This is a genomic window from Streptomyces nigrescens (assembly GCF_027626975.1).
Lineage (GTDB): Bacteria > Actinomycetota > Actinomycetes > Streptomycetales > Streptomycetaceae > Streptomyces > Streptomyces nigrescens.
This window is the reverse complement of record NZ_CP114203.1, coordinates 6791002-6815281: the sequence shown is the minus strand read 5'-3', so window position 1 is coordinate 6815281 and position 24280 is coordinate 6791002. Positions and strand designations below refer to the sequence as shown.

22 protein-coding genes are annotated in these 24280 nt (G+C 72.1%); 11 read left to right on the top strand and 11 right to left on the bottom strand.

Going from position 1 to position 24280, the window contains the following annotated elements; genetic code table 11:
- Window positions 1–2: 2 nt before the first annotated feature.
- Window positions 3–1451 carry a cysteine desulfurase/sulfurtransferase TusA family protein gene (locus STRNI_RS30175; protein ID WP_277412368.1) on the top strand — a complete coding sequence of 483 codons (1449 nt, stop codon included), beginning with the start codon at window positions 3–5 and terminating at the stop codon, window positions 1449–1451.
- A gap of 9 nt (window positions 1452–1460) precedes the next feature.
- On the opposite strand, the gene STRNI_RS30170 is transcribed toward STRNI_RS30175, so the two are convergent.
- Window positions 1461–2435, bottom strand: a complete 975-nt coding sequence (locus tag STRNI_RS30170) for a carbohydrate kinase family protein (RefSeq protein WP_018090098.1) — start codon at window positions 2433–2435, stop codon at window positions 1461–1463.
- Between the two features lie 158 nt (window positions 2436–2593).
- Between STRNI_RS30170 and STRNI_RS30165 the strand changes: the two genes are divergently transcribed.
- A complete protein-coding gene (locus tag STRNI_RS30165) occupies window positions 2594–2821 on the top strand; it encodes a hypothetical protein (RefSeq protein ID WP_018090099.1) in 228 nt (75 codons plus the stop codon).
- A gap of 123 nt (window positions 2822–2944) precedes the next feature.
- Window positions 2945–4480, top strand: a complete 1536-nt coding sequence (locus STRNI_RS30160) for a hypothetical protein (RefSeq protein WP_277412367.1) — start codon at window positions 2945–2947, stop codon at window positions 4478–4480.
- Between the two features lie 156 nt (window positions 4481–4636).
- Here the strand turns inward: STRNI_RS30160 and erpA are convergent, their stop codons facing one another.
- The gene (erpA, locus tag STRNI_RS30155) at window positions 4637–4990 is read right to left on the bottom strand and encodes an iron-sulfur cluster insertion protein ErpA (RefSeq protein WP_006606077.1); all 354 of its coding nucleotides are present in this window, start codon (window positions 4988–4990) and stop codon (window positions 4637–4639) included.
- 302 nt (window positions 4991–5292) lie between these two features.
- On the opposite strand from erpA, the gene nadA reads away from it, so the two are divergent.
- On the top strand, window positions 5293–6480 hold the full coding sequence (nadA, locus tag STRNI_RS30150) for a quinolinate synthase NadA (protein WP_026169723.1): 1188 nt from the start codon (window positions 5293–5295) through the stop codon (window positions 6478–6480).
- 323 nt (window positions 6481–6803) lie between these two features.
- Here the strand turns inward: nadA and STRNI_RS30145 are convergent, their stop codons facing one another.
- The 7 genes from STRNI_RS30145 to STRNI_RS30115 all read right to left on the bottom strand — a co-directional run bounded on the left by STRNI_RS30145 (window position 6804) and on the right by STRNI_RS30115 (window position 15318).
- Complete coding sequence (locus tag STRNI_RS30145; RefSeq protein ID WP_159488515.1) at window positions 6804–7253, bottom strand: DUF4430 domain-containing protein; 450 nt, start codon at window positions 7251–7253, stop codon at window positions 6804–6806.
- Window positions 7254–7405: 152 nt separating this feature from the next.
- The gene (locus STRNI_RS30140) at window positions 7406–8491 is read right to left on the bottom strand and encodes a methyltransferase domain-containing protein (RefSeq protein ID WP_018090103.1); all 1086 of its coding nucleotides are present in this window, start codon (window positions 8489–8491) and stop codon (window positions 7406–7408) included.
- A gap of 271 nt (window positions 8492–8762) precedes the next feature.
- On the bottom strand, window positions 8763–11960 hold the full coding sequence (locus STRNI_RS30135) for an efflux RND transporter permease subunit (RefSeq protein WP_148589781.1): 3198 nt from the start codon (window positions 11958–11960) through the stop codon (window positions 8763–8765).
- A 150-nt stretch (window positions 11961–12110) separates the two neighbouring features.
- Entirely contained in the window at window positions 12111–12797 is a 687-nt protein-coding gene (locus STRNI_RS30130) for a response regulator (protein ID WP_109889195.1), read from the bottom strand.
- Window positions 12794–14095: a sensor histidine kinase gene (locus tag STRNI_RS30125; protein WP_159488512.1), complete on the bottom strand. Its 1302-nt coding sequence runs from the start codon at window positions 14093–14095 to the stop codon at window positions 12794–12796. Before STRNI_RS30125 ends, STRNI_RS30130 begins: the two co-directional genes overlap by 4 nt.
- An 86-nt stretch (window positions 14096–14181) precedes the next feature.
- Window positions 14182–14460, bottom strand: coding sequence for a PspA-associated protein PspAA (pspAA, locus tag STRNI_RS30120; protein ID WP_018090109.1), 279 nt, complete (start codon window positions 14458–14460; stop codon window positions 14182–14184).
- A gap of 57 nt (window positions 14461–14517) precedes the next feature.
- Complete coding sequence (locus tag STRNI_RS30115) at window positions 14518–15318, bottom strand: PspA/IM30 family protein (RefSeq protein WP_078518648.1); 801 nt, start codon at window positions 15316–15318, stop codon at window positions 14518–14520.
- A 317-nt stretch (window positions 15319–15635) separates the two neighbouring features.
- Here STRNI_RS30115 and STRNI_RS30110 point away from each other — a divergent pair, with 317 nt between their 5' ends.
- Window positions 15636–16232 (top strand): DUF3043 domain-containing protein, encoded by a 597-nt coding sequence (locus tag STRNI_RS30110; protein WP_018090111.1) that lies wholly within the window; start codon window positions 15636–15638, stop codon window positions 16230–16232.
- A gap of 148 nt (window positions 16233–16380) precedes the next feature.
- On the opposite strand, the gene STRNI_RS30105 is transcribed toward STRNI_RS30110, so the two are convergent.
- Complete coding sequence (locus STRNI_RS30105; protein WP_018090112.1) at window positions 16381–16596, bottom strand: hypothetical protein; 216 nt, start codon at window positions 16594–16596, stop codon at window positions 16381–16383.
- Between the two features lie 159 nt (window positions 16597–16755).
- On the opposite strand from STRNI_RS30105, the gene STRNI_RS30100 reads away from it, so the two are divergent.
- From STRNI_RS30100 to STRNI_RS30080, 5 genes are all read left to right on the top strand, one after another.
- The gene (locus tag STRNI_RS30100; protein WP_277412366.1) at window positions 16756–18036 is read left to right on the top strand and encodes a bifunctional adenosylcobinamide kinase/adenosylcobinamide-phosphate guanylyltransferase; all 1281 of its coding nucleotides are present in this window, start codon (window positions 16756–16758) and stop codon (window positions 18034–18036) included.
- A 62-nt stretch (window positions 18037–18098) separates the two neighbouring features.
- A complete protein-coding gene (locus STRNI_RS30095) occupies window positions 18099–18830 on the top strand; it encodes a class I SAM-dependent methyltransferase (RefSeq protein ID WP_277412365.1) in 732 nt (243 codons plus the stop codon).
- Between the two features lie 16 nt (window positions 18831–18846).
- Window positions 18847–19893, top strand: a complete 1047-nt coding sequence (gene cobT / locus STRNI_RS30090; protein ID WP_018090115.1) for a nicotinate-nucleotide--dimethylbenzimidazole phosphoribosyltransferase — start codon at window positions 18847–18849, stop codon at window positions 19891–19893.
- Between the two features lie 141 nt (window positions 19894–20034).
- Window positions 20035–21783 carry a phosphatidylglycerol lysyltransferase domain-containing protein gene (locus tag STRNI_RS30085; protein WP_018090116.1) on the top strand — a complete coding sequence of 583 codons (1749 nt, stop codon included), beginning with the start codon at window positions 20035–20037 and terminating at the stop codon, window positions 21781–21783.
- Complete coding sequence (locus STRNI_RS30080; protein ID WP_277412364.1) at window positions 21780–22571, top strand: hypothetical protein; 792 nt, start codon at window positions 21780–21782, stop codon at window positions 22569–22571. The genes STRNI_RS30085 and STRNI_RS30080 overlap by 4 nt, the downstream gene beginning before the upstream one ends.
- Here the strand turns inward: STRNI_RS30080 and STRNI_RS30075 are convergent.
- Entirely contained in the window at window positions 22502–23239 is a 738-nt protein-coding gene (locus tag STRNI_RS30075) for a hypothetical protein (RefSeq protein ID WP_018090118.1), read from the bottom strand. The genes STRNI_RS30080 and STRNI_RS30075 overlap by 70 nt on opposite strands.
- A 107-nt stretch (window positions 23240–23346) precedes the next feature.
- On the opposite strand from STRNI_RS30075, the gene STRNI_RS30070 reads away from it, so the two are divergent.
- Window positions 23347–24141, top strand: a complete 795-nt coding sequence (locus STRNI_RS30070) for an adenosylcobinamide-GDP ribazoletransferase (protein ID WP_159488508.1) — start codon at window positions 23347–23349, stop codon at window positions 24139–24141.
- Window positions 24142–24280: the final 139 nt, after the last annotated feature.

Sequence of the window (24280 nt, the reverse complement as noted above, 5' to 3'; positions counted from 1 at the left end):
ATGTGCCCTACTTCGACGCGGCGTCCGCCGCCCCGCTGCATCCCGTCGCCCGTGAGGCCCTGCTCGCCTCGCTGGACGAAGGCTGGGCCGACCCGGCCCGCCTCTACCGGGAGGGGCGGCGCGGCAGGCTGCTGCTGGACGCGGCGCGGGAGGCCGCGGCCGAGGCCGTGGGCTGCCGCCCGGACGAATTGGTTTTCACCCCTTCGGGGACACAGGCCGTGCATCGGGGAGTCTCCGGTGCGCTGGCGGCCCGTCGGCGCGTCGGTCGCCGGCTGCTGCACTCCGCCGTCGAGCACTCCTCCGTCCTGCATGCCGCCGAGGTCCATGAGGCGGCCGGCGGCAGCCGCGCGGAGCTGGCGGTGGACCGTACGGGCCGGGTGGCCGCCGGGGACGTCGCCGCCGCGCTGGGCCCGGACACCGCGCTGGTCTGCCTCCAGTCCGCCAACCACGAGGTGGGGACCGAACAACCGGTCGAGGAGGTGGCCGCGCTCTGCCGGGAGGCGGGCGTACCCCTCCTGGTGGACGCCGCGCAGTCGCTGCCCTGGGGGCCGGTGCCCGGCGGCTGGTCGCTGCTGACGGCGAGCGCCCACAAGTGGGGCGGTCCGCCCGGTGTGGGGCTGCTCGCGGTCCGCAAGGGGACCCGGTTCGCCCCTCAGGGGCCGCGGGACGAGCGCGAGTCGGGCCGCAGCCCGGGGTTCGAGAACATCCCGGCGGTGGTGGCCGCCGCGGCGTCCCTGCGCGCGCTGCGGGCGGGCCCGGAGACCGCGGACGAAGCGGCGCGGCTGCGGCGGCTGGTGGACCGGATCCGGACCCGGGTGCCGGAGCTGGTGCCGGATGTGGAGGTGGTCGGCGATCCGGTGCACCGCCTCCCCCACCTCGTCACCTTCTCCTGTCTCTATGTCGACGGAGAGGCGCTGCTGCACGAGCTCGACCGGGCGGGGTTCTCGGTGTCGTCCGGGTCGTCCTGTACGTCCAGCACCCTGACGCCGAGCCATGTGCTGCGGGCGATGGGCGTGCTGTCCGAGGGTAATGTCCGGGTCTCGCTGCCGTACGGCACGGACGAGGCGGATGTGGAGCGCTTCCTGGAGGTGCTGCCGCAGGTGGTGCGTGCGGTGCGGGAGCGGCTGGGTGTCCCGGCGGCGGGCCGGGAGACGGTGGCGGCGACGGCCGGCGGGGCGTCGGAAGAGGCCCCGGCGGGCGAGGAGCCCGCCGGATCCGCCGGACCGGCCGGTCTGGTCGTCGACTCGCTCGGCAAGCGCTGTCCGCTTCCGGTCATCGAGCTGGCGAAGGCGATCCATGACGTGCCGGTCGGCGGGACGGTGACGGTGCTCTCCGACGACGAGGCCGCCCGGCAGGACATCCCCGCCTGGTGCACCATGCGCGACCAGGAGTACGTGGGTGAGCGGCCGGCCGAGCGCGGCGCCGCGTATGTCGTGCGGCGCCGCGCCTGACCCGGCGGTTCAGACCAGGTGCTGCTGGACCTCGGCGGCGGCCTCGTGGCCGTAGGCCTTGGTGAAGCGGTCCATGAAGTGGCTGCGGTGCAGCTCGTACTCCTGGGTGCCGACGGTCTCGATGACCAGCGTCGCCAGCATGCAGCCGATCTGGGCGGCGCGCTCCAGGCCGACGCCCCAGGCCAGACCGGACAGGAAGCCGGCGCGGAAGGCGTCGCCGACGCCGGTGGGGTCGGCCTTGGCGTTCTCCTCCGGGACACCGACCTCGATGGCCGGCTCACCGACCCGCTCGATCCGGACACCGTTGGAGCCGAGGGTGGTGACGCGGGTGCCGACCTTGGCGAGGATCTCCTCGTCGGTCCAGCCGGTCTTGGACTCGATCAGGCCCTTCTCGTACTCGTTGGAGAAGAGGTAGGCCGCGTCCTCCAGGAGGGTGCGGATGGCGTCGCCGTCCATCCGGGCGATCTGCTGGGAGAAGTCGGCGCCGAAGGGGATACCGCGGCTGCGGCACTCCTCGGTGTGCCGGATCATCGCCTCGGGGTCGTCCGCGCCGATCAGGACCAGGTCGAGGCCGCCGACCCGCTCGGCCACATGCTGCAGCTCGATCAGCCGGGCCTCGCTCATCGCGCCGGTGTAGAACGACCCGATCTGGTTGTGGTCGGCGTCGGTGGTGCACACGAAGCGGGCGGTGTGCAGGACCTCGGAGATGCGGACGGAGCGGGTGTCGACGCCATGGCGGTCGAGCCAGGCGCGGTACTCCTCGAAGTCGTTGCCGGCGGCACCGACCAGGATCGGCTCGGTGCCGAGCTGGCCCATGCCGAAGCAGATGTTGGCGGCGACGCCGCCGCGGCGGACGTCGAGCTGGTCGACCAGGAACGAGAGGGAGACCGTATGCAGCTGGTCGGCGACCAGCTGATCGGCGAAGCGGCCGGGGAAGGTCATCAGGTGGTCGGTGGCGATGGAGCCGGTGACTGCGATACGCACGACGGGTCTGCTCCTGCGGAAGGCGGAGGGACGGGCGGACGTAGAGCAACGCTACCCCGCGAGGTCGCGCGCCACTCGGTCATCCCGGACACTTGAACCACCGAAACTACCCGATAGTAGCCCTTTCTCCTCGATACTCGGCTGCGTACGGTGCCCCTATGACCAAGCCTGTGAAAGCCGTCACACCACGCCACGGCGCCTCCCCCGTCCGCCAGGACCCGGAATCGCTCGACGAGCTGCGCGGCGACTGCGCGCGGATGCCGGAGCGCTGGAAGGCCGGCCGGGAGTGCGCGCCGGCGCCGGGGCGCGCCGCCGATCTGCACGGGATCAAGGTCCCCTCCTCCTCCGCCGCGCTCGTGGACGGCATGTCCGAATACGGCGACTGAGCCCCGCCCGGCGGCGGCCGCGGCGCGTCCGGGGAACCGTGCACGCCCCCGCTCCGTCCCATCGGCGTCCACCTCATGGAGGATGGCACGTCAGATGTTCAGCGGAGCTGAAGGAGCGATGCGGTGAACACCGAGGACAGCACCGACACCCCGAACCCCAAGGAGCGCAGGCGGCGCACCCGGCTGGTGGTCGCCTCGATGGCTGCCGCGGTGCTGCTGGCCGGGGGCGGCGCGGCGTACTGGGCCTCGTCCGCGTCCAGCAGCGAGGGCTCCGGAGCGGGCTCCGCGGGCGACCCGCCGCCGCTCGCGCTCGACGGCTACACCGGCGGCGGCTCGATCGCGGCCGGTGAGCCCAATCCGCAGGGTGCGAAGTACCGCGCGGTGAAGAAGCTGCCCGGCGGCCCGGCGTCCGCGCCGGTGTACCGCCCCAAGGGCGAGATCAGCCGCGAGTCGGTGGAACGGCTGGCGAAGGCGCTGGATGTGTCCGGAAAGGTCCGTTCGGAGGGCACCAGCTGGAAGGTCGGCGGGACGCAGGACGCCCGTGGCCCCGTGCTGCAGGTGAGCAAGACCGGCTCGGGCGCGTGGACGTACTCGCCGTACGGCACCCCGGGCGGCACGAACTGTGCGCTGCCCGCCTCCCCGAAGGGCGAGAAGGGCCAGGACGGGCCCGGCGGCGGTACACCGTCGAACCGGCCCGGCTGTCCCTCGTACCGCGGTGGCGGGGACGTCACGACCGAGGACGACAGCAGTGGCAAGGGCGCGGTGTCGCCGGAGAAGGCCAAGCAGGCGGTGCGGCCGGTGCTGGCGGCGCTCGGCCAGAAGAACGCCCGGCTCGACGCGGGCGGGCTGTCCGGCGCGGTCCGGGTCGTCACCGCGAATCCGGTGCTCGGCGGGCTGCCGACGTACGGCTGGCAGAGCGATCTGCAGGTCGGCTCGGACGGTCAGGTGGTCGGCGGCAGCGGCCAGTTGGCGAACCCGGTCAAGGGCGCGGAGTATCCGGTGCTGAGCGCCGACAAGACGCTGGACCGGCTGAATTCGGGCGAGGGCCGCAAGCCGGCCGGCTGCCCCTCGACGCCCGGCGGGAAGAGCGACGAGGACGGCAAGGACGGCGGGATCGCGCCGTGCGAGCCGGACCCGACGAAGGGGCAGAAGCCGGCCGAGGTGACCGGCGCGGTCTTCGGGCTCTCCGTGCAGTACGTGGACGGCGGGCAGGCGCTGGTGCCGTCGTGGCTGTACAAGGTGCGCCAGCCGGGTGCCGGCAGCGGGGGCCCGGACGCCACCTCGACGGTCGCGCACCCGGCGGTGAACCCGAAGTACCTGGCCCACAAGGACGGCGACGACGCGTCGCAGCGCCCGGGGCAGTCGCCGAGCAAGCCGTCCGGGAAGCCCGGGGCGATGGCTCTGGAGTCGTACGACGTGGGCGACGGCGGCAAGAAGCTGACCGTGCACTTCTGGGGCGGGGTGTGCAGCACCTACTCCGTGAGCGCGGAGGAGTCGGCCACGACGGTGAAGACGAAGGTCGTCGGCAAGGACAAGAACCCCGGCCAGGTCTGCGTGAAGATCGCCAAGGAGTTCACCAAGACCGTGACGCTGGAGAAGCCGCTGGACGGCCGGAAGGTGGTCGATGTGTCGACCGGCAAGTCGGTGCCTAAGCAGTAACGGGCCCGCGGAAGCCGCCGGGCCGGGCCGCACGGGCCCGGGCCGGACCGACCGGGCCGCACCCGGCGGAGGCGGCGGCAGCGACGGATACGGAGACAGCGAAAGCGGCGCTCCCCACTCGGGGGGCGCCGCTTTCGTGCGTACTGCCCGTGATCCTTAGCTGAAGGAGTCGCCGCAGGCGCAGGAGCCGGTGGCGTTCGGGTTGTCGATCGTGAAGCCCTGCTTCTCGATGGTGTCGACGAAGTCGATGGAGGCACCGCCCAGGTAGGGCGCGCTCATCCGGTCGGTGACGACCTTGACACCGTCGAAGTCCTTGACGACATCGCCGTCGAGCGAGCGCTCGTCGAAGAAGAGCTGGTAGCGCAGCCCGGAGCAGCCGCCGGGCTGAACGGCCACCCGCAGCGCGAGGTCGTCCCGGCCTTCCTGCTCCAGAAGGCTCTTGACCTTCGACGCGGCCGCGTCGGACAGGATGATGCCGTCGCTGACGGTGGTCTCGTCCTGAACGCTCATCTAGATCTCTCCCGGGTTGTACGGACCGCTTGTCATCGGTTGCAACCAGCTGCAACCGGGGACGTCCCGGATAAATTCCGGCTGGGCGCAATTTGTCGAGAAGCCTTCCGGACACCGCCGGGGGCAGCCTCTCCTGTCGTTCTCTCCTCATGCTCGCACACCGGCCGCCGGGAACACGTGGCCGACCGCACACGGCGGGGTGCTGATGCGTCACATCGACACTATGGCCATCGTCAAAGTGACGTGAAGCAGCTATGATAGATAGCGTCAAATAGACGAAAAGGCACTGCAGAGAAGAGAGGGTGCGTGTTGTGACCACCGCCCAGCCCCTGGACGTCCAGCCGACCCCGCTGGCCCTGCTCCTCCTCGGCCGCGAGGCCGACCCGAAGAGCGAGCGCGGTGTGGAGTGCCCCGGTGATCTGCCGGCCCCGTCGGACCCCGACCTCGTCGAGCGCGCCCGCGCGGCCAAGGCGAAGCTCGGGGACAAGGTCTTCGTCCTCGGGCACCACTACCAGCGCGACGAGGTCATCGAGTTCGCCGATGTGACCGGCGACTCCTTCAAGCTCGCGCGGGACGCCGCCGCCCGGCCGGACGCCGAGTACATCGTCTTCTGCGGTGTCCACTTCATGGCGGAGTCCGCCGACATCCTCACCGGCGACGACCAGCAGGTCATCCTCCCCGACCTGGCCGCCGGCTGCTCGATGGCCGACATGGCCACCGCCGAGCAGGTCGCCGAGTGCTGGGACGTGCTCACCGAGGCCGGCATCGCCGAGCAGGTCGTGCCGGTCTCGTACATGAACTCCTCGGCCGACATCAAGGCCTTCACCGGCAAGCACGGCGGCACGATCTGTACGTCCTCCAACGCCAAGCGCGCGCTGGACTGGGCCTTCGAGCAGGGTGAGAAGGTCCTGTTCCTGCCCGACCAGCACCTGGGCCGCAACACCGCCGTCCGCGACATGGGCATGTCCCTGGACGACTGCGTGGTCTACAACCCGCACAAGCCGAACGGCGGGCTGACCGCCGAGGAGCTGCGGGCCGCCAAGATGATCCTGTGGCGCGGCCACTGCTCGGTGCACGGCCGTTTCTCCCTGGATTCGGTGAACGACGTGCGGGCGCGCATCCCCGACGTGAACGTCCTGGTCCACCCCGAGTGCAAGAACGAGGTCGTGGCGGCGGCGGACTACGTCGGCTCGACGGAGTACATCATCAAGGCCCTGGAGGCCGCCCCGCGCGGCTCCAAGTGGGCCATCGGCACCGAGCTGAACCTGGTCCGGCGGCTGGCGAACCGTTTCGCCGCGGAGGACAAGGAGATCGTCTTCCTCGACAAGACGGTCTGCTTCTGCTCGACGATGAACCGGATCGACCTCCCCCACCTGGTGTGGGCGCTGGAGTCGCTGGCCGCCGGCAAGGTCGTCAACCGCATCGAGGTCGACAAGGAGACGGAGAGCTTCGCGAAGTTGGCGCTTGAGCGGATGTTGGCGTTGCCGTAGCCGTACGTTTTCGGCTGGCCCGCCGTGGCCTTGGCGGCCGGCTCCCACGTTTTCGGCTTTCCCGCCGTGGGGGTTTCTCGCCGTTGCGGGTCCGCTGCGCGGGGCTTGGGCGCGGGTGATGCTTGCGGGTGCCCCGCCGTTGCGCCTGCGGCGGGCCGGTGGTTGTCGGGTGCGGTGACGGGCCTCCGGGGCCGGTGTGTGGGACTGCTTCGCTTTACGTCCCACACACCGGCCCCTCCGGCCCGTCCCCTCCCGTGGGAGGAGTAGTGGCGGTGGGTGGGGGCGGGCGCGGAGCGGTTGCGTGCCTGCCCGTTGGTGTTTGGTCAGGCCTCCAGGGTCCAGCGGATCTTGTCGCCGCCCTTGATCGCGGTGTGGCAGGGGCCGGCGGTGATCTTCTTCTCGTTCACGTACGCGTTCCACTTTTTCTTGGAGTCCGCGGCATCGCCATGGATCGAGGTGACGACGAAGTCCTGTTTCGCGGCGTCCCAGCGCGCCTGCACGCCGCCGAGGCCGTATTGCTCATCGGCGTCGACAAGGGCGGTGAGCGGTGTGGCGGAGAGCCCGTCGGCGGCGCAGTAGAAGCCGCCGAAGAGGGTGCGCGGGCCCGTGATGACGAGTCCCACGCTGGCGGTGTAGGGGCCGCCGGTGACGCCGACGCGGACCCGGACGTCGCCCGCGGACGCGGTGGCGGGCGGTGCGGCCGCGAGGGCCAGGGCCAGGGCGAGCCCGGCAGCGGTTACGGGGGCGGCCCCGCGGGCCAGGACGGACGGCACGCTCGCTCACCTTTCGTCGGGTCGGCAGCACACGCCACGAAACCAGCACTGCCGGTGATCGGCGAGAGGTGCACCGCCGAATGCGTACGCCGGGCCGTGCGCGGGTGCTGGGCGCGGAGTTCGGCCGTCCCGGTGTGCCGCCGGACGGGCGGTCACAGGGACACGGTCTGGCCGGCTTCGGTGACCGTGATGCGGTAGCGGTCCCGTGGGGGGCTGCCCTCGGCGGTCCAGGTGCGGTAGGCGGTTTCCACCTCGTCCCACAGGCGGCGGGGGCCGTGCTGTTCGGTCTCGTAGGTGGTGTGGCCGGGGACGTATTCGGCGGTCGCCCAGGAGGTGCGGGCGTCGTCGAAGAGCCAGTAGGTGGCTTCGTCACTGCCGTCGTCGGCGGGGCACAGCAGGGGCCAGGCGTCGCGTACCCGGAGGCCTACGGCGAAGCGGGCGTCCGGGTTCTCGTCCAGTACGCGGGGGTCGAGGGTGGTCGTTGCGCGGTCGCCCTCCTCGCCGTGGTACCAGTCGCGGATGCGGCCGTAGGAGCGGCGCTGCTGGCGGGCCCACATGAAGGCGGGGCGGCCGGAGAAGCGGCCGGTGGCCTGTCCGTCCCGGACGGTCAGGGTGGCGAACGAGTAGGAGTGGAACGAGGAGCCCCACGGGGTGAGGATCGTGCCGCCCGGTGCGGTCTGTGCCACCCAGGCGTACGGGATGTCGCGGACCGTGCAGGTGGCGATGGTCCGGTCGTAGGGCGCCCGCTCGGGTACCCCTGCCAGGCCGTCGCCGCACACCGGATGCGGGTGCAGACCGGCCCGTGCCAGATTGCCCCGGGCGATGTCGTGGAGGGCCTTGTCGGTCTCGATGGTGGTCGTACGGTCCTCGCCGAGCCGGTGGGCCAGCCAGGCGGCGTGGTAGCCGGTGCCGGTGCCGATCTCCAATACGGCGTCGCCGTCCCGGACGATCGCGGCCATGGCCAGCATGAGGGAGGGCATGGACGTCGAGCACGTGGGAAAGGCGACCTGGCCCTCCTCGGCCCGGCCGTCGTTGTGCTGGGTGATCAGCGGGAGGTCGGCATAGACCATCCGCCGCCACTCCGCCTCGTCCGCGGAGCGGGAGACGGTGCGCTCGCCCACCTCGAAGGTGTCCGGCACGAAATGCGCGCGGTCGACCGCGGCGACGGCGGGCGCCCATTCCGGCGTCAGCGCGCCCTTGTTGCGGAGGATTTCCACCAGCCGGCCCGGCGAGGACATGACGCTCCCCCTACTTCTTCGGCGGGTCGGTCACCGGCTTGGTCCACTGGCCGTCGGATTCCTTCGGGCTCTGCTGCCGGTCACCCTCCTCGCCGCCCTTGCCGTCACCGTGCTTTCCCATCGCGGTCCCCCTTCGTCGGTGATGTGAGTGGAATGGAGCGGCGGGGCGCCCCGTTTCGGGATGCCCGGCACGATGCCCCCGCAAGCACCTGCTTGCGGGGGCATCGTTTCTTCATGGGGGGTCTCCGGGGTCCCGCCGGTCGGGCCGGCGTCAGACGCCGGCCGGCTCCGGTGCGGGGTCGGTCTCCTTGGCCTGCGGGCCGGCCGGGCCGGACCGCTTCGCGGCCTTCTTCTTCGCCCGGCGCTCCTTGCGGAGCTCGATCATCGCGTAGAGCGTCGGGACGAGGAGAAGGGTGAGGAGGGTGGAGGTGATCAGACCGCCGATCACGACCACGGCGAGCGGCTGGGAGATGAAGCCGCCGTCACCGGTGATGGACAGGGCCATCGGCAGCAGCGCCATGATCGTGGCCAGCGCCGTCATGAGGATCGGGCGGAGGCGGTGGCGGCCACCCTCGATGACCGCCTCCACGACGCCGTAACCCTGCGCGCGGTACTGGTTGATCAGGTCGATCAGCACGATGGCGTTGGTGACCACGATGCCGATCAGCATCAGCATGCCGATCATCGCCGGGACGCCCAGCGGGGTGCCGGTGGCGACCAGCAGGCCGATCGCGCCGGTCGCCGCGAAGGGGATCGAGACGAGCAGGATCAGCGGCTGGATCAGGGACCGGAAGGTGCCCACCAGCAGCATGAAGACGATGGCGATGGCCGCCAGCATCGCCAGGCCGAGCGAGGAGAACGCGTCGGTCTGGTCCTGGGAGACGCCGCCGATCTCCGCGGAGGCGCCGTCCGGCAGCTTCAGATCGTTGATCTTGCTCTGCAGGGCGGTGCTGACCGCGCCGGTGTTGTCGCCGGTCGGCTTGGCGGTGACGGTCGCCGAGCGGGCGCCGTCGATCCGGGTCATCTCGACCGGGCCGGGGACGGTCCGCACGGTGGCGAGGGTGCCCAGCTTGACCGGGCCCGCCGGGGTCGGGAGGGCGAGGTTCTTCAACTCGGCCTCGGTGGTGGCCGGATGGGCCGACTTGATCACGATGTCGCGCTCGGTGTCGTCCAGGACGGCCGTACCGCTGGTGGTGCCGCGGACCGCCTGGGCGACCGCGCCGCCGAGGGTGGTCTGGTTGAAACCGGCCGCGGCCGCCTTGGCGTTGGGCTTCACGGAGATCCGCGGCACGCTCTGCGAGAGGTCGTTCTGGACGTCGGTGACGTCGTCGAGCCCGGCGACGGTCTTGCGGACCTGCTCACTGGCCTTCTTCAGCACCTCACCGTCGGCGGCCTTGACGACCACGCTCAGGTCCTGGTTGCCGAAGCCGCCGCCCGCGGTGACGGTGGTCTCGCCGATGGACGTGCCGAGCTTGTCGAGGCCGTCCCTCAGGTCGGAGGTGACCTTGTCGGAGTCCGCGGCGTCGGTCAGCTTAAGCTGGTAGGAGGCCTGGTTGGCGCCGGTGCCGCCGCCGAAGGCCGCCATGAAGCCGGAGGAGCCGACGGTGACCTGGTAGTCGGCGATGTCGTCGTTGGCGGCGAGCAGCTTCTCGACCTTCTTGGCCTGCTTTTCGGCCGCGTCCAGGCTGGTGCCCGGCTTGAGCTCCTGCTTGACGGTGAGGGTGCCCTGGTCGCCCTGGTCGAGGAAGTTGGTCTTCAGGAGCGGGCCCATGCCGAAGGTGCCGAGGAGGATGACGACGGCGATGACCACACTGGTGATCCGGCGGCGGGTCGCGAAGCGCAGGACCGGGACGTAGAGGCGCTGCAGCGGGCTGCGGGCCTCCTTCTCCTCGGCCTTGCGGCGGAGTTCCTCGGGGTCGCTGCCCTCGGGGATCTCGGGGGCGCGCAGGAACCAGAAGGACAGCACCGGCACGACCGTCAGGGAGACGAGCAGGGAGGCGAGCAGGGCGACGGTGACCGTCAGCGAGAAGGAGCCGAAGAGGGCGCCCACCATGCCGCCGACGACACCGATCGGGAGGAAGACCGCGACCGTGGTGAGGGTGGAGGAGGTGATCGCTCCGGAGACCTCACGGACGGCGGAGAGGATGGCCTCGCGGCGCTCCTCGCCGTAGCCGAGATGCCGCTTGATGTTCTCCAGGACGACGATGGAGTCGTCGACGACGCGGCCGATCGCGATGGTCAGCGCGCCGAGGGTGAGCATGTTGAGGGAGAGGTCCCCGGTCCACAGCACGATCAGGGTGATGACGACCGAGAGCGGGATGGAGACCGCGGTGACGAGGGTCGAGCGGAGGCTGAGCAGGAAGACCAGGATGACGATGACGGCCATGGCCAGGCCCAACAGGCCCTCGGTGGTCAGCGATTCGATCGACTTGGAGACCGCCGGGCCCTGGTCGGAGACGACCGTGACATCGGTGCCCTTGCCCAGGTCCTGACGGATCTCGGGGAGCTGGTCCTTGACCGCGTCGGATATCTCGACCGCGCTGCCGTCCTGGTCCATCGTCACCATGACGGCGAGGCTGGGCTTGCCGTTGGTGCGGGTCAGGGAGGTCGGGGTGGCCGACTCCTCCTTGACGGTGGCGACGTCGCCGAGCCGGACCGGTTCGGCGGCCGCCCGGCCGGCGCCGGCACCCGCGCCCGCGCCGGCACCCTCGCCGCCGCCGGCCGCGGACGGCGCGATCCGCAGGTCCTTGATCTGCCGTACGGAGGTGTAGCCCGCGCCGACCTGGACGGTCTTGCTCTGCCCGCCCTCGGCGAACGAACCGGCGGGCACCGAGGTGCCACCGGCCTCCAGCGCCTGGCCGAGCGACTGGGAGTTCAGCCCGGCGGCGGCGAGCTTCTTGTCGTCGGGGGTGACCGCGACGATCCGGTCCTGGACGCCGTCCACCGTGACCTGGCTGACGCCGTCGATGTTCTTCAGGTCCGGTACGACGCTGCGGTCGAGCTGGTCGGCGAGCGTCTGCTGGTCCTTGCCCGAGGACGAGACGGCGAGGACGACGGTGGGGATGTCGTCCGTCGAACCGTTCACCACCTGCGGGTCGACGTCCTTGGGCAGCTTCGCGCGGGCGCGGTTCACGGCCTGCTGGACATCGGCGACCAGACGCTTGGAGTCATTGCCGTAGTCGAACTGCGCCATGATGACGCCCGAGCCCTCGCTGGACGTCGAGGTGACGGTCTTGACGCCGTCGACCGCCTGGATGCCGTCCTCGAGCGGCTCGATCACCTGCTTCTCGACGACCTCGGGCGAGGCGCCCTGATACGGCGCCAGAACGGACACCATCGGGAGTTCGATGGACGGCAGGAGCTGCTGCTTCAGCTGGGGGATCGCGATGGCGCCGAAGGCGATCGCCACGATCGACATCAGCGCTATCAGGCCCCGTTGTACGAGGCTGAGTCGGGACAGCCAGGACATGGGTGGGGTCTCTCTTCTGTTCTACAACGTCGGCGGGACCGTTCTCCGGCCCACCTACACCTTCGGCCATGCCCTGGCCGGATTTCCTCGCTCGCAAGTCGGTTTCCGGCCGGAAGCCGTACCGCGTTCGGAGTAGAGGCCGCCCCACCCTCACTGCACCCGTGGGCGTACGAGTCCCGACTCGTACGCGATGACCACCAGCTGGGACCGGTCGCGGGCGCGCAGTTTGGCCATGGCGCGGTTGACATGCGTCTTGACGGTGAGCGGGCTGACCGCGAGCTGCTCGGCGATCTCGTCGTTGGACAGCCCGCCGGCCACCAGGGTGAGCACCTCACGCTCCCGGCCGGTCAGCGTCGCCAGCCGCTCGGCGCCCCGGCCGCCGGGACCGCCGTCGGCCGCACTGCCGCCCTGCGCGAGGAACTTGGCGATCAGCCCCTTGGTGGCGACGGGCGAGAGCAGCGCCTCACCGGCCGCCGCGATCCGGATCGCGTTCAGCATCTCGTCCGGTTCGGCCCCCTTGCCGAGGAAGCCGCTGGCGCCGTTCCGCAGCGACTGCACCACATAGTCGTCGACCTCGAAGGTCGTCAGGATGACCACCCGGACGTCGGTGAGCTCCGGGTCCTCGCTGATCATGCGGGTGCCCGCCAGGCCGTCCACACCGGGCATCCGGATGTCCATCAGCACGACATCGGGCCGCTCCGCCCGGGTCAGCTCGTACGCCTGGGCCCCGTCGGAGGCCTCCCCCACCACCCGCATGTCCGGTTCGGAGTCGACCAGCACCCGGAAGGCACTGCGCAGCAGCGCCTGGTCGTCGGCGAGCAGCACCTTGATCGTCACAATGTCTCCCCCGTACGGACGGTCTGCAGTGGAAGGGTCACCCGCACCTGGAAGCCGCCGGCCGCGCGCGGGCCGGTCACGACCGTGCCGCGAAGCGCGAAGACCCGCTCCCGCATCCCGATCAGGCCGTGGCCGCCGCCGCTGTCCTCCGGCTCGCCGGGCCCGCCCGGCTCCATGGGCGGCCGGTCGCCGCCCTTCTGCCGCGGGACGCCGGCCCGGCCCGCGCCGTCGTCCAGGACGGTCACGGTCAGCGTGGTGTCGGAGTGGCCGATCCGTACCGTGGCCCGGGCCCCCTCGCCGGCGTGCTTGTGGACATTGGTCAGCGCTTCCTGGACCACGCGGTAGGCGGTGAGGTCGACGGAGGCGGGCAGCTGCCGGGGCGTCTGCGGGAGCTCCAGGTCGACCGGGATGCCGGCCCGGACGAACCCGTCGACGAGCTGGTCGAGCACCCCGAGGCCCGGTGCGGGCTCGGTCGGCGCCTTGGGGTCGTCGGACTGCCGCAACAGGCCGACGGTGGCGCGGAGTTCCTCCAGCGCCGAGCGGGACGCCTCCCGGACGTGTGCCAGCGCCTGCTTGGCCTGGTCGGGCCGGTTGTCCATGACGTGCGAGGCGACCCCGGCCTGGACGTTGACCAGGGCGATGTGGTGGGCGACGACATCGTGCAGCTCACGGGCGATCCGCATCCGCTCCTCGGCGACCCGGCGCCGGGCCTCCTCCTCGCGGGTGCGCTCGGCCCGTTCGGCGCGCTCCCGGATGGCGGTCACGAAGGCACGGCGGCTGCGGACCGCGTCACCGGCCGCCGCGGCCATGCCCGTCCAGGCGAAGATGCCGAGGTTCTCCTGCGCGTACCAGGGGCGGGGCCCGTAGAGCATCGCGGCGGCGGTCAGTACGACGACGGTCAGCGCGCCGACCCGCCAGGTGGTGGGCCGGTCGGTGCGCGAGGCCAGGCTGTAGAGGGCTATCACGGCGGAGGCGGCCACCGGGGCGCGCGGGTCGCTGGAGCGGGCGAGCAGCTCGACGATGGTGAGCGCGCCGGTGACCGCGAGGACCGTACGGGGCAGCCGGCGGCGCAGCACCAGCGCGGCACAGGCCAGCGCGGCGAGCACCACGGTCGTCGCGGACGGCTCATGCCCGACGAACCGCGGGCCGTGCGGACCGTGCGGACCGGCCACCGCACCGAGCAGGATGCAGGCGAAGACGGCCCCGGCCAGGACGGCGTCGAAGGCGAGCGGATGCGTCCGGTGCCACTGGAAGCGGCCGGCGCGGGGCGCGTCCGGGCGGGGGTCGAGGAGGCTCACAAGAGCAAACGGTAGCGCCCCGGTCCCTCGCGGGGCCGGGGCGCTGTGCGCTGGAGTGGAGTGTTCGGGCCGGGACCGGCCGGGGTTCAGCCCGGGATGAGGCCGTCGTCGCTGAGCATCTCCCGGACCTCGCCGAGGGTCGCGTCCGGGGAGGGCAGGATGAGTTCGGACGGTTCCAGAGCGTCGTCGGGAAGCGGCGTGCCCATACGGCGCACCGCGTCCAGCAGGGCACCGAGGGTGCGCCGGAAGCCTTCCACGTCACCGCTCTCCATCTCGGCGAGCAGCTCATCGTCCAGCTTGTTGAGCTCGGTGAAGTGGGCGTCGTCCAGCTTCACCTGGCCCTCCCCCATGATCCGTACGATCACGACGGTCTCCCTTGGTCCGGTCCCGACGATCTCTGCGAGGCTAACCGCCGCCGACCGTCACTGCTTGTCGAAACGCGGCCGGTCCTGCTGCGGCGAGGACTGCGCCGCACCGTTCTGACCGCTCTCGATGGCCTGCTGGCCGGCCGAAGAGCCGCCCGAGAGCTCGGCCTTCATCCGCTGCAGCTCCAGCTCGACGTCGCTGCCGCCGGAGAGCCGGTCCAGCTCGGCGGTGATGTCGTCCTTCGCCATACCGGACGGGTCGTCCAGCGCGCCGGAGGCCATCAGCTCGTCGATGGCACCGGCCCGGGCCTGCAGCTGCGCGGTCTTGTCCTCCGCGCGCTGGATGGCCATGCCGACATCGCCCATCTCCTCGGAGATGCCGGAGAACGCCTCGCCGATCCGGGTCTGGGCCTGGGCAGCCGTGTAGGTGGCCTTGATCGTCTCCTTCTTCGTACGGAAGGCGTCGACCTTGGCCTGCAGCCGCTGCGCCGCGAGCGTGAGCTTCTCCTCCTCACCCTGCAGCGTCTGGTGCTGCGTCTCCAGGTCGGTGACCTGCTGCTGCAGCGCGCTGCGCCGGGTCAGCGCCTCGCGGGCCAGGTCCTCGCGGCCGAGCGCCAGCGCCTTGCGGCCCTGGTCCTCCAGCTTGGCGGACTGGCCCTGGAGCTGGTTGAGCTGCAGCTCCAGGCGCTTGCGGGAGGTCGCCACGTCGGCAACACCGCGGCGTACCTTCTGAAGCAGCTCCAGCTGCTTCTGGTACGAGTAGTCGAGGGTTTCGCGCGGGTCTTCGGCCCGGTCCAGGGCCTTGTTGGCCTTCGCGCGGAAGATCATCCCCATCCGCTTCATGACACCATCGCTCATGGGCCTCGCGCGCCCCCTTCTGACCGAGTCACCTCGGGCTTAGGCTCCAGCACATCTACAGACCCCACAGTACGGGCCCTGGTTCCATTACCGCACTGTTCGCGCCCGGATGCGCTCCTCCTCCAGGACGATCGCGGGGCGTATCTTCTCCCGCGCAAGGAGTAGGGAGAGTCCGGACAATCGGCACGATGTCCGCTCTGTCCCGGTCGGAAAGGGCTTCTGTCCTGATAAGGCGCCGGTTACGGAGACGCGCCGTTGCCGGATCGTGCCCCGTCGGAACGTGGCTCACCCGCGGCGAGCACGTACCCTTGGGTGTTGTGTTCCGAAGCCGTTCGAAGGATGAGCAGGCCGCGACCGCCAAGGTGACCGCGGACCAGCCCCAGCAGCCCCGCGATCCGCAGGCCCCCAAGGGCCGCCCGACGCCCAAGCGCAGCGATGCCCAGTCGCAGCGCCGCTCCCGTGCGCATACGCCCACCAACCGCAAGGACGCGGCGAAGGCCCAGCGTGAGGCGCGCCGCGCCGACATGGCCCGCCAGCGCGAGGCGATGGCCAGCGGCGACGAGCGGTATCTGCCCGTGCGTGACAAGGGACCGGTGCGCCGGTTCGCGCGCGACTACGTCGACTCCCGCTGGGCCGTCGCCGAGTTCTTCCTGCCGATGGCCGTGGTGATCCTGGTGCTCACCATGATCCGGGTGCCGTCGATCCAGAGCATCGCGCTGCTGCTGTGGCTCGTGATCATCGTGCTGATCGTGCTCGACTCGGTCCTGATCTGGTTCCGGCTGGGCAAGCTGCTGCAGGAGCGCTTCCCGAACGAGAACCTCAAGGGCGTGAAGGCGTACGCGGTGATGCGGACGCTGCAGATGCGGCGGCTGCGGCTGCCGAAGCCGCAGGTCAAGCGGGGCGAAAAGCCGTAGGCGTGCGTGGGGGGTGCCGGCCGTCGTTGATACCGCCGGACCCTCGCCGTCGTGGTGGCGCGCCGTTGCGGCGGGATTCTTTTTTGACGCTTGGCCGGGCCCGAACGGGCCCGGCCAAGCGTCGTTCGGCTTCAGCCGTGCGTCCGGCTCAGGCCTCCGCGTCCGCGTGCAGGCTCATGGGGCCCGCGTAGATTTCGGTGCCGTCCTCGAAGAGCCTGACCTGGTCGACGCCGCCTTCGAGGAGGGCCTTCCACTCCTCGCCGATCCAGGACTCCGCGTCGCCCTGGGTGGTGAACTCCTCCGGTTGCACGGCCGGCGCCGTCTCCGAACCGTCGGTCTTCTCGAACCGCCACGTCCACGCCATCTGCGCCTCCTGGATCCCACCGGGTACGAATCTGTGCCACCGCGGAGCGCTTCAAAAGCCCTCCGCCGTGCCGTGCTTCCGTGCTGATCGGCAGCCTAACGGCCGTGTCGAGCCCGCCCCCGCCGCGCCCGCCGCAGCGGGACGCGAGAAACTCACGGTGTGGATGTGACTCTCCTCGGTACCGGGGCCCCGCAGGGGCTGCCGCGCCCCGGCTGCCCGTGTGCCGCCTGCGCGACCGCCGTCGGCGACGAGGCGCGGGCGGCCACCGCGCTGCTCGTCGACGGTGCGCTGCTGATCGATCTGACCCCGGGCCCGGCCTTCGCGGCCGCCCGCGCCGGGCAGTCGCTGGCGGGCGTGCGGCAGGTGCTGCTCTCGCATCCGCACGACGGTCCGGCGCTGGAGGTGCCGGCCGGGCTGCCGCAGCCGGGCCGGGTCGCGGACGGGCGGGAGCTGGCGCTGCTGGACGGGCACCGGGTGCGGGCCATCGCGGTGGACATCCCGGGAACGGGCTACGAGATCTCCGGCGCCGAGGGCGAGCGGCTGCTGTATCTGCCGCCGGGCGCGGCGCCGTCCGGGCTGGGCGAGGGGAACGGCCGGGCGGGGGGCGGCGGTTACGAGGGCATGGGCGGCACCGGCCCGTACGACCTGGTGGTGCTCGATGTGCTGGGGCGGCCCGAGGCGCTGGCCAAGCTGCGGGCGAGCGGGGCGGTCGACGCGGCGACGGATGTGCTCGCGGTGCACCTCGACCACGAGGTGCCGCCGGGGCCCGAGCTGCACCGCCGGCTCGCGGTGGTGGGGGCCCGCGCGGTGCCGGACGGCAGCACGCTGGTGGTCGGCGAGTTCCACGCGGTGCCGGACATGCCGCGGCGCACGCTGGTGCTGGGCGGGGCGCGCAGCGGGAAGTCGGTGGAGGCGGAGCGGCGGCTCGCGGCCTTCCCTGACGTGGTGTACGTGGCCACCGGGGGCACCCGGGACGGCGACGAGGACTGGGCGCAGCGGGTCTCGCTGCACCGCGAGCGGCGGCCCAGCAGCTGGCGCACCGTCGAGACCTGCGATCTGGTGCCGCTGCTGGCCGCGGCCGGGCCCGGCGCGGACCCCGGCACCGGGCGGCCGGCCGAGGCGTCCCCGCTGCTCATCGACTGTCTGGCGCTGTGGCTGACGCATGCCATGGACGAGGTCGGGGCGTGGGACGACGCGACCTGGGAGGCCGGTGGCCGGCGGGCGCTGCGGGAGCGGACCGATGCGCTGGTGGCGGCGGTGCGCGCGACGCACCGGCGGGTGGTGGCGGTCAGCAACGAGGTCGGCTCCGGCGTCGTCCCGGCGACCCCGGCGGGCCGGCGGTTCCGGGACGAACTGGGGCGGCTGAACGCGGCGTTCGGTGCGGAGTGCGAGCAGGTGCTGCTGGTCGTCGCGGGCCAGGCGCTTGCGCTGCGTGGATGACGGAAGCCCGGTGGGCCCCGTGTCCGCTTGCCCGGGGGCGCGGCGCCGGGTGCTCTAGGACCGTGACCGATTCCGAGCGGACCGAGAGCGAAGCGCCGGGCGGGTGGGGAGCGGGGCCCCTCCGGGAGCCGGGGGCGCGCGGGCGGCGTTTCGACGCGGCCGTACGCGACTACCTGGCGCGGTATCCCGAGGCGACGGTGGTCGCGCTCGGGGAGGGGCTCGGTACCGGCTTCTGGCGGCTGGACAACGGGCGGCTGAACTGGCTGACGGTGGTGGCGCCGGAGACCGCCGCGGTGCGCCGGATGCTGCTGCCGGACGGTGCCCGGCGGCGTACGGTCGCGCGCGCGGTGACCGATCACCGCTGGCTGGACGCGGTGCGGGAGCCGCAGCGCGGGGTCGTGGTCACCGCGCCGGGGGTGCTGATGCGGCTGCCGCCGCCCGCGGTGCGCGCGCTGCTGGCGGTGTGTGCGGAGCGGTTTCCCGGTGGTGTGCTGGTCTTTGACGTGCTGCCACGGCCGGCCATGGCGCTGGCCCGGCGGGCCGCCGGACCGGGCGGAGGCCGGTGGCCGGGTCCGGTGCGCTGGGGGCTGAACCGCGCCGAGCTGCCGCGGGTGGCCGGTGCGCACCCGGCCATCGTCGCGGTGCGCGAGGTCGGCCCGGTACGGGCGCCGCACGGCCCGGCGGAGTGGCTGCGGCGCCGGATGCCGGTGCTGGGCGCGCTGACGCCCCTGGTGTGCGAGGTGCGGTTCGCGGCGGCCGGTTCCCCCCGGCGGGCCTCGTCAGCGGTGTGTTGACGGTAATCTGCGCCCAATGAGCGCCCTGAACCTCGATGACTTCGCCCATCTGATCGAGCGCCCCGATGGCGGTGTGCGCCGTGACGCCGAGGAGCGGCGGGCGCGGCTGGCCGTGCCGCCGGGGGCCCTCGGCCGCCTCGACGAGCTGGGCGAATGGCTGGCCGCAGCACAGCAGCAGGTGCCGGTGCGGCCGGTCGAGCGGCCGCGGGTGCTGCTGTTCGCGGGCGATCACGGAGTGGCGGAGCTGGGGGTGTCGGCCCGGCCGGCCGGCAGCACCGGGGATCTCGTACGGGCCGTGCTGGACGGGGCGAGCCCGGCCGCGGTGCTGGCCCGCAGCACCGGGGTGCAGCTGCGCGTGGTGGACCTGGCGGTGGACTGCGACCCGGAGGAGCTGCCCGAGGAGGTCACCCGGCACCGGGTGCGGCGGGGTTCGGGGCGGATCGATACCGAGGACGCGCTGACGGCCGAGGAGGCCGAGGCGGCGTTCCGGGCGGGGATGGCCGTCGCGGACGAGGAGGCAGACGCCGGCACCGACCTGGTGGTGCTGGGCGATCTGAGCGTCGGCGGGACGACCGCCGCGAGCACCCTGATCGCCGCGCTGTGCGGGACGGACGCCTCGGTGGTCACCGGGCGGGGCGGGGCCGGGATCGACGATCTGGCGTGGATGCGCAAGTGCGCGGCGATCCGTGACGCGCTGCGGCGGGCCCGTCCGGTGCTCGGCGACCAGCTGGAGCTGCTGGCCACGGTCGGCGGCGCGGATCTGACCGCGATCACCGGTTTCCTGCTGCAGAGCGCGGTGCGCCGGACGCCGGTGATCCTCGACGGGGTGGTCTCGGCGGCCTGTGCGCTGGTGGCGCAGCGGGTGGCGTTCCGGGCGCCGGACTGGTGGCTGGCCGGGCAGGCGAGCGGCGAACCGGCGCAGGCCAAGGCCCTGGACCGGATCGCGCTCAACCCTCTGCTCGACCACGGCGTCACTGCGGGTGAGGGGACGGGGGCGCTGCTGGCCCTGCCATTGGTGCAGGCGGCCGCGGCCCTGGCGGCAGAACTGCCCGTACGCGACTGACCCGGAGCCGGCCCACCGCGGCCGGCCCCGCGGGAAGCGCTCGGACGAGCGCCCGGACCAGGGCGCTCACTTCACGCCCGTACCGGACCACCGGCGGCGCCCCATAAGATCACGCTTTACACGTGTTATGGGAGACATCGCTTGAGTCCGGACGAAGGCCGCCCGCGCGGCTCATGGTCACAGCGTGGTGCCGCGTTCGGCATCTGGTATCTGCGCACGGTCACCTTCCTCAATTTCCTGAGTGCGGTGTGGGTGTCGTTCGGCAATGACATCCGCCGGCACAACAGCGCGGAATTCTTCACTCCGTATCTGCTGACGGCGGGCTTCGCATCCGCCGCCTTCTCGCTGTTCCTGTCGGTCACCCTGCGGCGGCGGAAGCGGGCGGCGTGGATTTTGAATCTGGCGCTGTCCGGGCTGCTGGCGCTGCTGTTCGGATTCGGAATGGTGGTGGCCCCGGAGTTCCGCGGACATGTGCAGAACTGGGTGTCGCTGGGATTGACCGTGCTGTTCGCCGCCGCATTGGTGGCCGGGCGCCGGGAGTTCTCCGCGAAGGGCGACCGTACGAATCCGAAGCTGGCGGCGGCGGTCGCGGCCGGCGGTCTGCTGGTGACCTCGCTGCTCGCGACGCTGCTGGTGACCGTCACCAATACCGCGGCGGGCTCCTCGACCTTCGCGCAGCGCTGGCGCTACGGCCTGATGCGGCTGGTGTCGCTGGCCGCCGACGACCGTGCGTTCCCGGAGATCGCCACCCCCAACTGGGTCAATGTCGCGATCAATGTGCTGAGCACGCTGCTGCTGGTCGCGGTCCTGTGGGCGGCGTTCCGGTCCGTACGGCGCACCGAGGCGATCACCGCGGACGACGAGGAGCGGCTGCGGGCCCTCCTGGCGCGGCACGGCGACCGTGACTCGCTGGGCTACTTCGCGCTGCGCCGCGACAAGAGCGTGGTGTTCTCCCCCAGCGGCAAGGCCGCGGTCACCTACCGCGTGGTGGGCGGGGTGTCGCTGGCCTCCGGCGATCCGCTGGGCGACCCCGAGGCCTGGCCGGGTGCGATCGAGGGGTGGCTGGCCGAGGCACGGGAGCACGGCTGGGCGCCCGCGGTGATGGGGGCCGGCGAGGAGGGCGGCACGATCTACGCCCGGCACGGTCTGGACGCGCTGGAGCTGGGCGACGAAGCGATCGTGGACACCGCGGAGTTCACCCTCGGCGGCCGCGCGATGCGCACCGTACGGCAGGCCTACCACCGCATCGAGCGGGCCGGTTACACCGTCCGCATCCGGCGCCACGAGGACATCCCGGGGCCGGAGATGGACCGGCTGCTGCGGCTGGCCGACGACTGGCGCGACGGGGAGACCGAGCGCGGCTTCTCGATGGCGCTGGGCCGGCTCGGCGACCCGGGGGACGGCCGCTGCGTGATGCTCGAATGCACCGGGGCGGACGGTGAGCTGCGGGCGCTGCTCAGCTTTGTGCCGTGGGGTGAGAAGGGCCTTTCGCTGGATCTGATGCGGCGGGACCGGAACTCCGAGAACGGGCTGATGGAGTTCATGGTGCTGGAGTTGATCCAGCGGGCGAAAGAGGTGGAGATCACGCAGCTCTCCCTCAACTTCGCGATGTTCCGTTCCGTCTTCGAACGTGGATCGCGACTCGGCGCGGGCCCGGTGCTGCGCCTGTGGCGCTCGCTGCTCAGCTTCTTCTCCAGGTGGTGGCAGATCGAATCGCTGTATCGCGCCAATGCGAAATACCGGCCGATCTGGGAGCCGCGCTACATGCTTTTCGAAAAGAGCACCGATTTGCTGCGGATCGGGATCGCCGCCGGCCGCGCGGAAGGTTTTCTGGAAGCACCCGGTCTGCCCAAGTGGCTGAACCGCACGCACCTGGAGAAGGAGAGATGAGCGCGGCCGGGGCGGGGCGGCGGGAAGGGCCCGTGCCGGCCCGGGGAGAGGTGCCCCTCCTGCGTCGCGCCGCGCGCGCCGAATGGGGCCCGCTCCTGCGGACGGTACGGGCCGCACTGGCCGCCTCGCGGCTGCGGGCGATCCCGGTGACGCTCACCGCGGTGGTTCTGACGCTGGTCTTCCAGTTCGTGCAGAACCAGGCCTGGGGCTACCAAACCGTCCAGAACATCGGCTCCGTACAGGCCGACGAGCATCTGTGGCTGGCGCTGCTGCGCACCCCGCTGTCGCTGTTCGTGCCCGCACTGGACCTGCCGGTGTGGGGTGCCCTGGCGCAGATCCTGGTGGTCTTCGGGATCGCCGAGATCTGTGTGGGCCGGCGGCAGCTGCTGGCCGTCGCGTACCTCGCCACGCTCGCCGGGACGATGTACGCCCGGATCGGCATCTGGATCGGCCCGGTGAGCCCGCTCGGGCTGCCCGACTCGGACAAGTACGTCACCGACACCGGGCCGTCGGCGGCCGTGGTGGGGCTGGCGGTGTTCGTGTGCTGGCGCTATCGCGCCTGGTTCACCTGTGCCGCGGCGGCGGTGGCGATGGTCGTCGAGGTGGTGTCCATCAAGAACAACCTCGCGGGCAAGGAGCATGTCGCGGCGGTGCTGGCGGTGCTGGTGCTGTGCGGACTGTGCGAGCTGCGGCGGCGGCGCAAGCCGGGCCCGGGGCGTCAGCGGCTGGGCGCACCCCCGATGAAGTCTTCGACCTTGCGGCGCAGCGCCGACCAGCGGCGGTCGTGACGGTAGGCGCGGACCCGGGCGCGGGCCCGCAGCTTCGGGCGGGTGCGGTAGAAGCGCCTGGCCCAGGGTGAGTTGGGCCGGGCCAGCCGGACCGCGCCGAAGAGCGCGACGAACGGCACGAACACCCCGATGACCGCGATCCGGCCCTTGCCCTTGGTGAGGGCGATGACCGCGAAGAGGAAGTTGACGGCCACGGTCCGCACGACCGTGAAGCGGTCGGTCTCCTCGTCCGGACTGAGCTCATTGACGCCGAACGGCAGGAAGCCGCCGAGGATCAGGGCGACCAGGGCGACGGTGAGGATGACGATCTCGACGCTCTTGGTCCCCTCCTCGGTCCAGTACACGTCGTCCAGGTGCAGGATGAGCGCGAACTCGTCCAGGACGAGGCCCACCCCCATCCCGAAGAGCACCGCCGCGGCCCCGGTGCCGAACCCGCGCCGGCCGCCGGCCAGCGCGATGAAGCCGCCGAGGACCATCAGCACCACACCGGGGACGACATGGTGGATATGGACCCCGCCCGGGGTGATGTTGCGGAACGGGCCCTTGCCCGCGCGGATGAGGCGGGTGACGGCCCGGGTCACGAGGAAGGTCAGCACGAACGAGGCGAGGGCGAGCAGCAGTGGCAGCTTCCCCGGCTCGACGATATTGCGGTACCACCAGTGGCCCATCCCACACGCTCCCCTTTGTCGCGTAAGGACACATAGCCACCATTAGGCCCTGTCGGGCGGCCGGAACCGGCGGTCAAACGCGGTGGACGCCCGGATAGCCTGCCGCGATGACCGAGACCCCCACTCCCCCGGCCCCGTCCGACGCCCTGCGCTTCGCGTTCGGCACGCTGACCGTGCTGCCGGTCCGCGTCACCCGCTGGGACCGGGCGGCGGCGCGCGGCGGGATGCTCTGCGCACCGCTGGCCGGGCTGGTCGTCGGGCTGGGCGCGGCCGCGGTCGGCGGGGCGCTGCTGGTGCTCGGCGGCGGGCCGCTGCTCGCCGCGGTCGGCAGCGCCGCGGTGCCCGCCGTACTCACCCGCGGACTGCATCTGGACGGACTCGCCGACACCGCCGACGGGCTGGGCAGCGGCAGGCCCGCCGAGGACGCGCTGCGCATCATGAAGCAGTCCGACATCGGCCCGTTCGGGGTGATCACACTGCTGTTCACCCTGCTGGCGCAGGTGGCCGCGCTGTTTGAGCTGTACGCGGACGGCTGGGCGCACGGCGCCGTCGCGGCGGCCGTCGCGGCGGTCACCGCCCGCTGTGCGCTGACCCTCGCCTCGCGCGCGGGGGTGCCGGCCGCCCGCCCGGAGGGGCTCGGCGCGGCGGTCGCGGGCACCGTCCCGGTGCGGGCGGCGCTGCTGTGTGCGGCGCTGGTGGCCGCCGGGTGCGCGGCCGCCGGGGCCGGCTTCGGACCGTACGGCGCGCTGCACACCGGGCTCGCGGCGCTGTGCGGCCTCGGGGTGGGCGAACTGGTGCTGCGGCACTGCCGGCGGCGGTTCGGCGGGGTGACCGGCGATGTGTTCGGGGCGCTCGCGGAGAGCGCGGGACTCGCGGCGCTGGTCGCTCTGACGCTCGGTTAGCGCCGGCGCCCCCTTCCGCGCGCCCAACTGAAGTGACCGGAAGGGCAGTTCACCGGGTATACGGGCAACTGCCGGGGCACCGTTATGTGCGGGTGTGATATCGGACGGGCCTTGTGGCGCCGCCGAGCGTAGGCTCAGC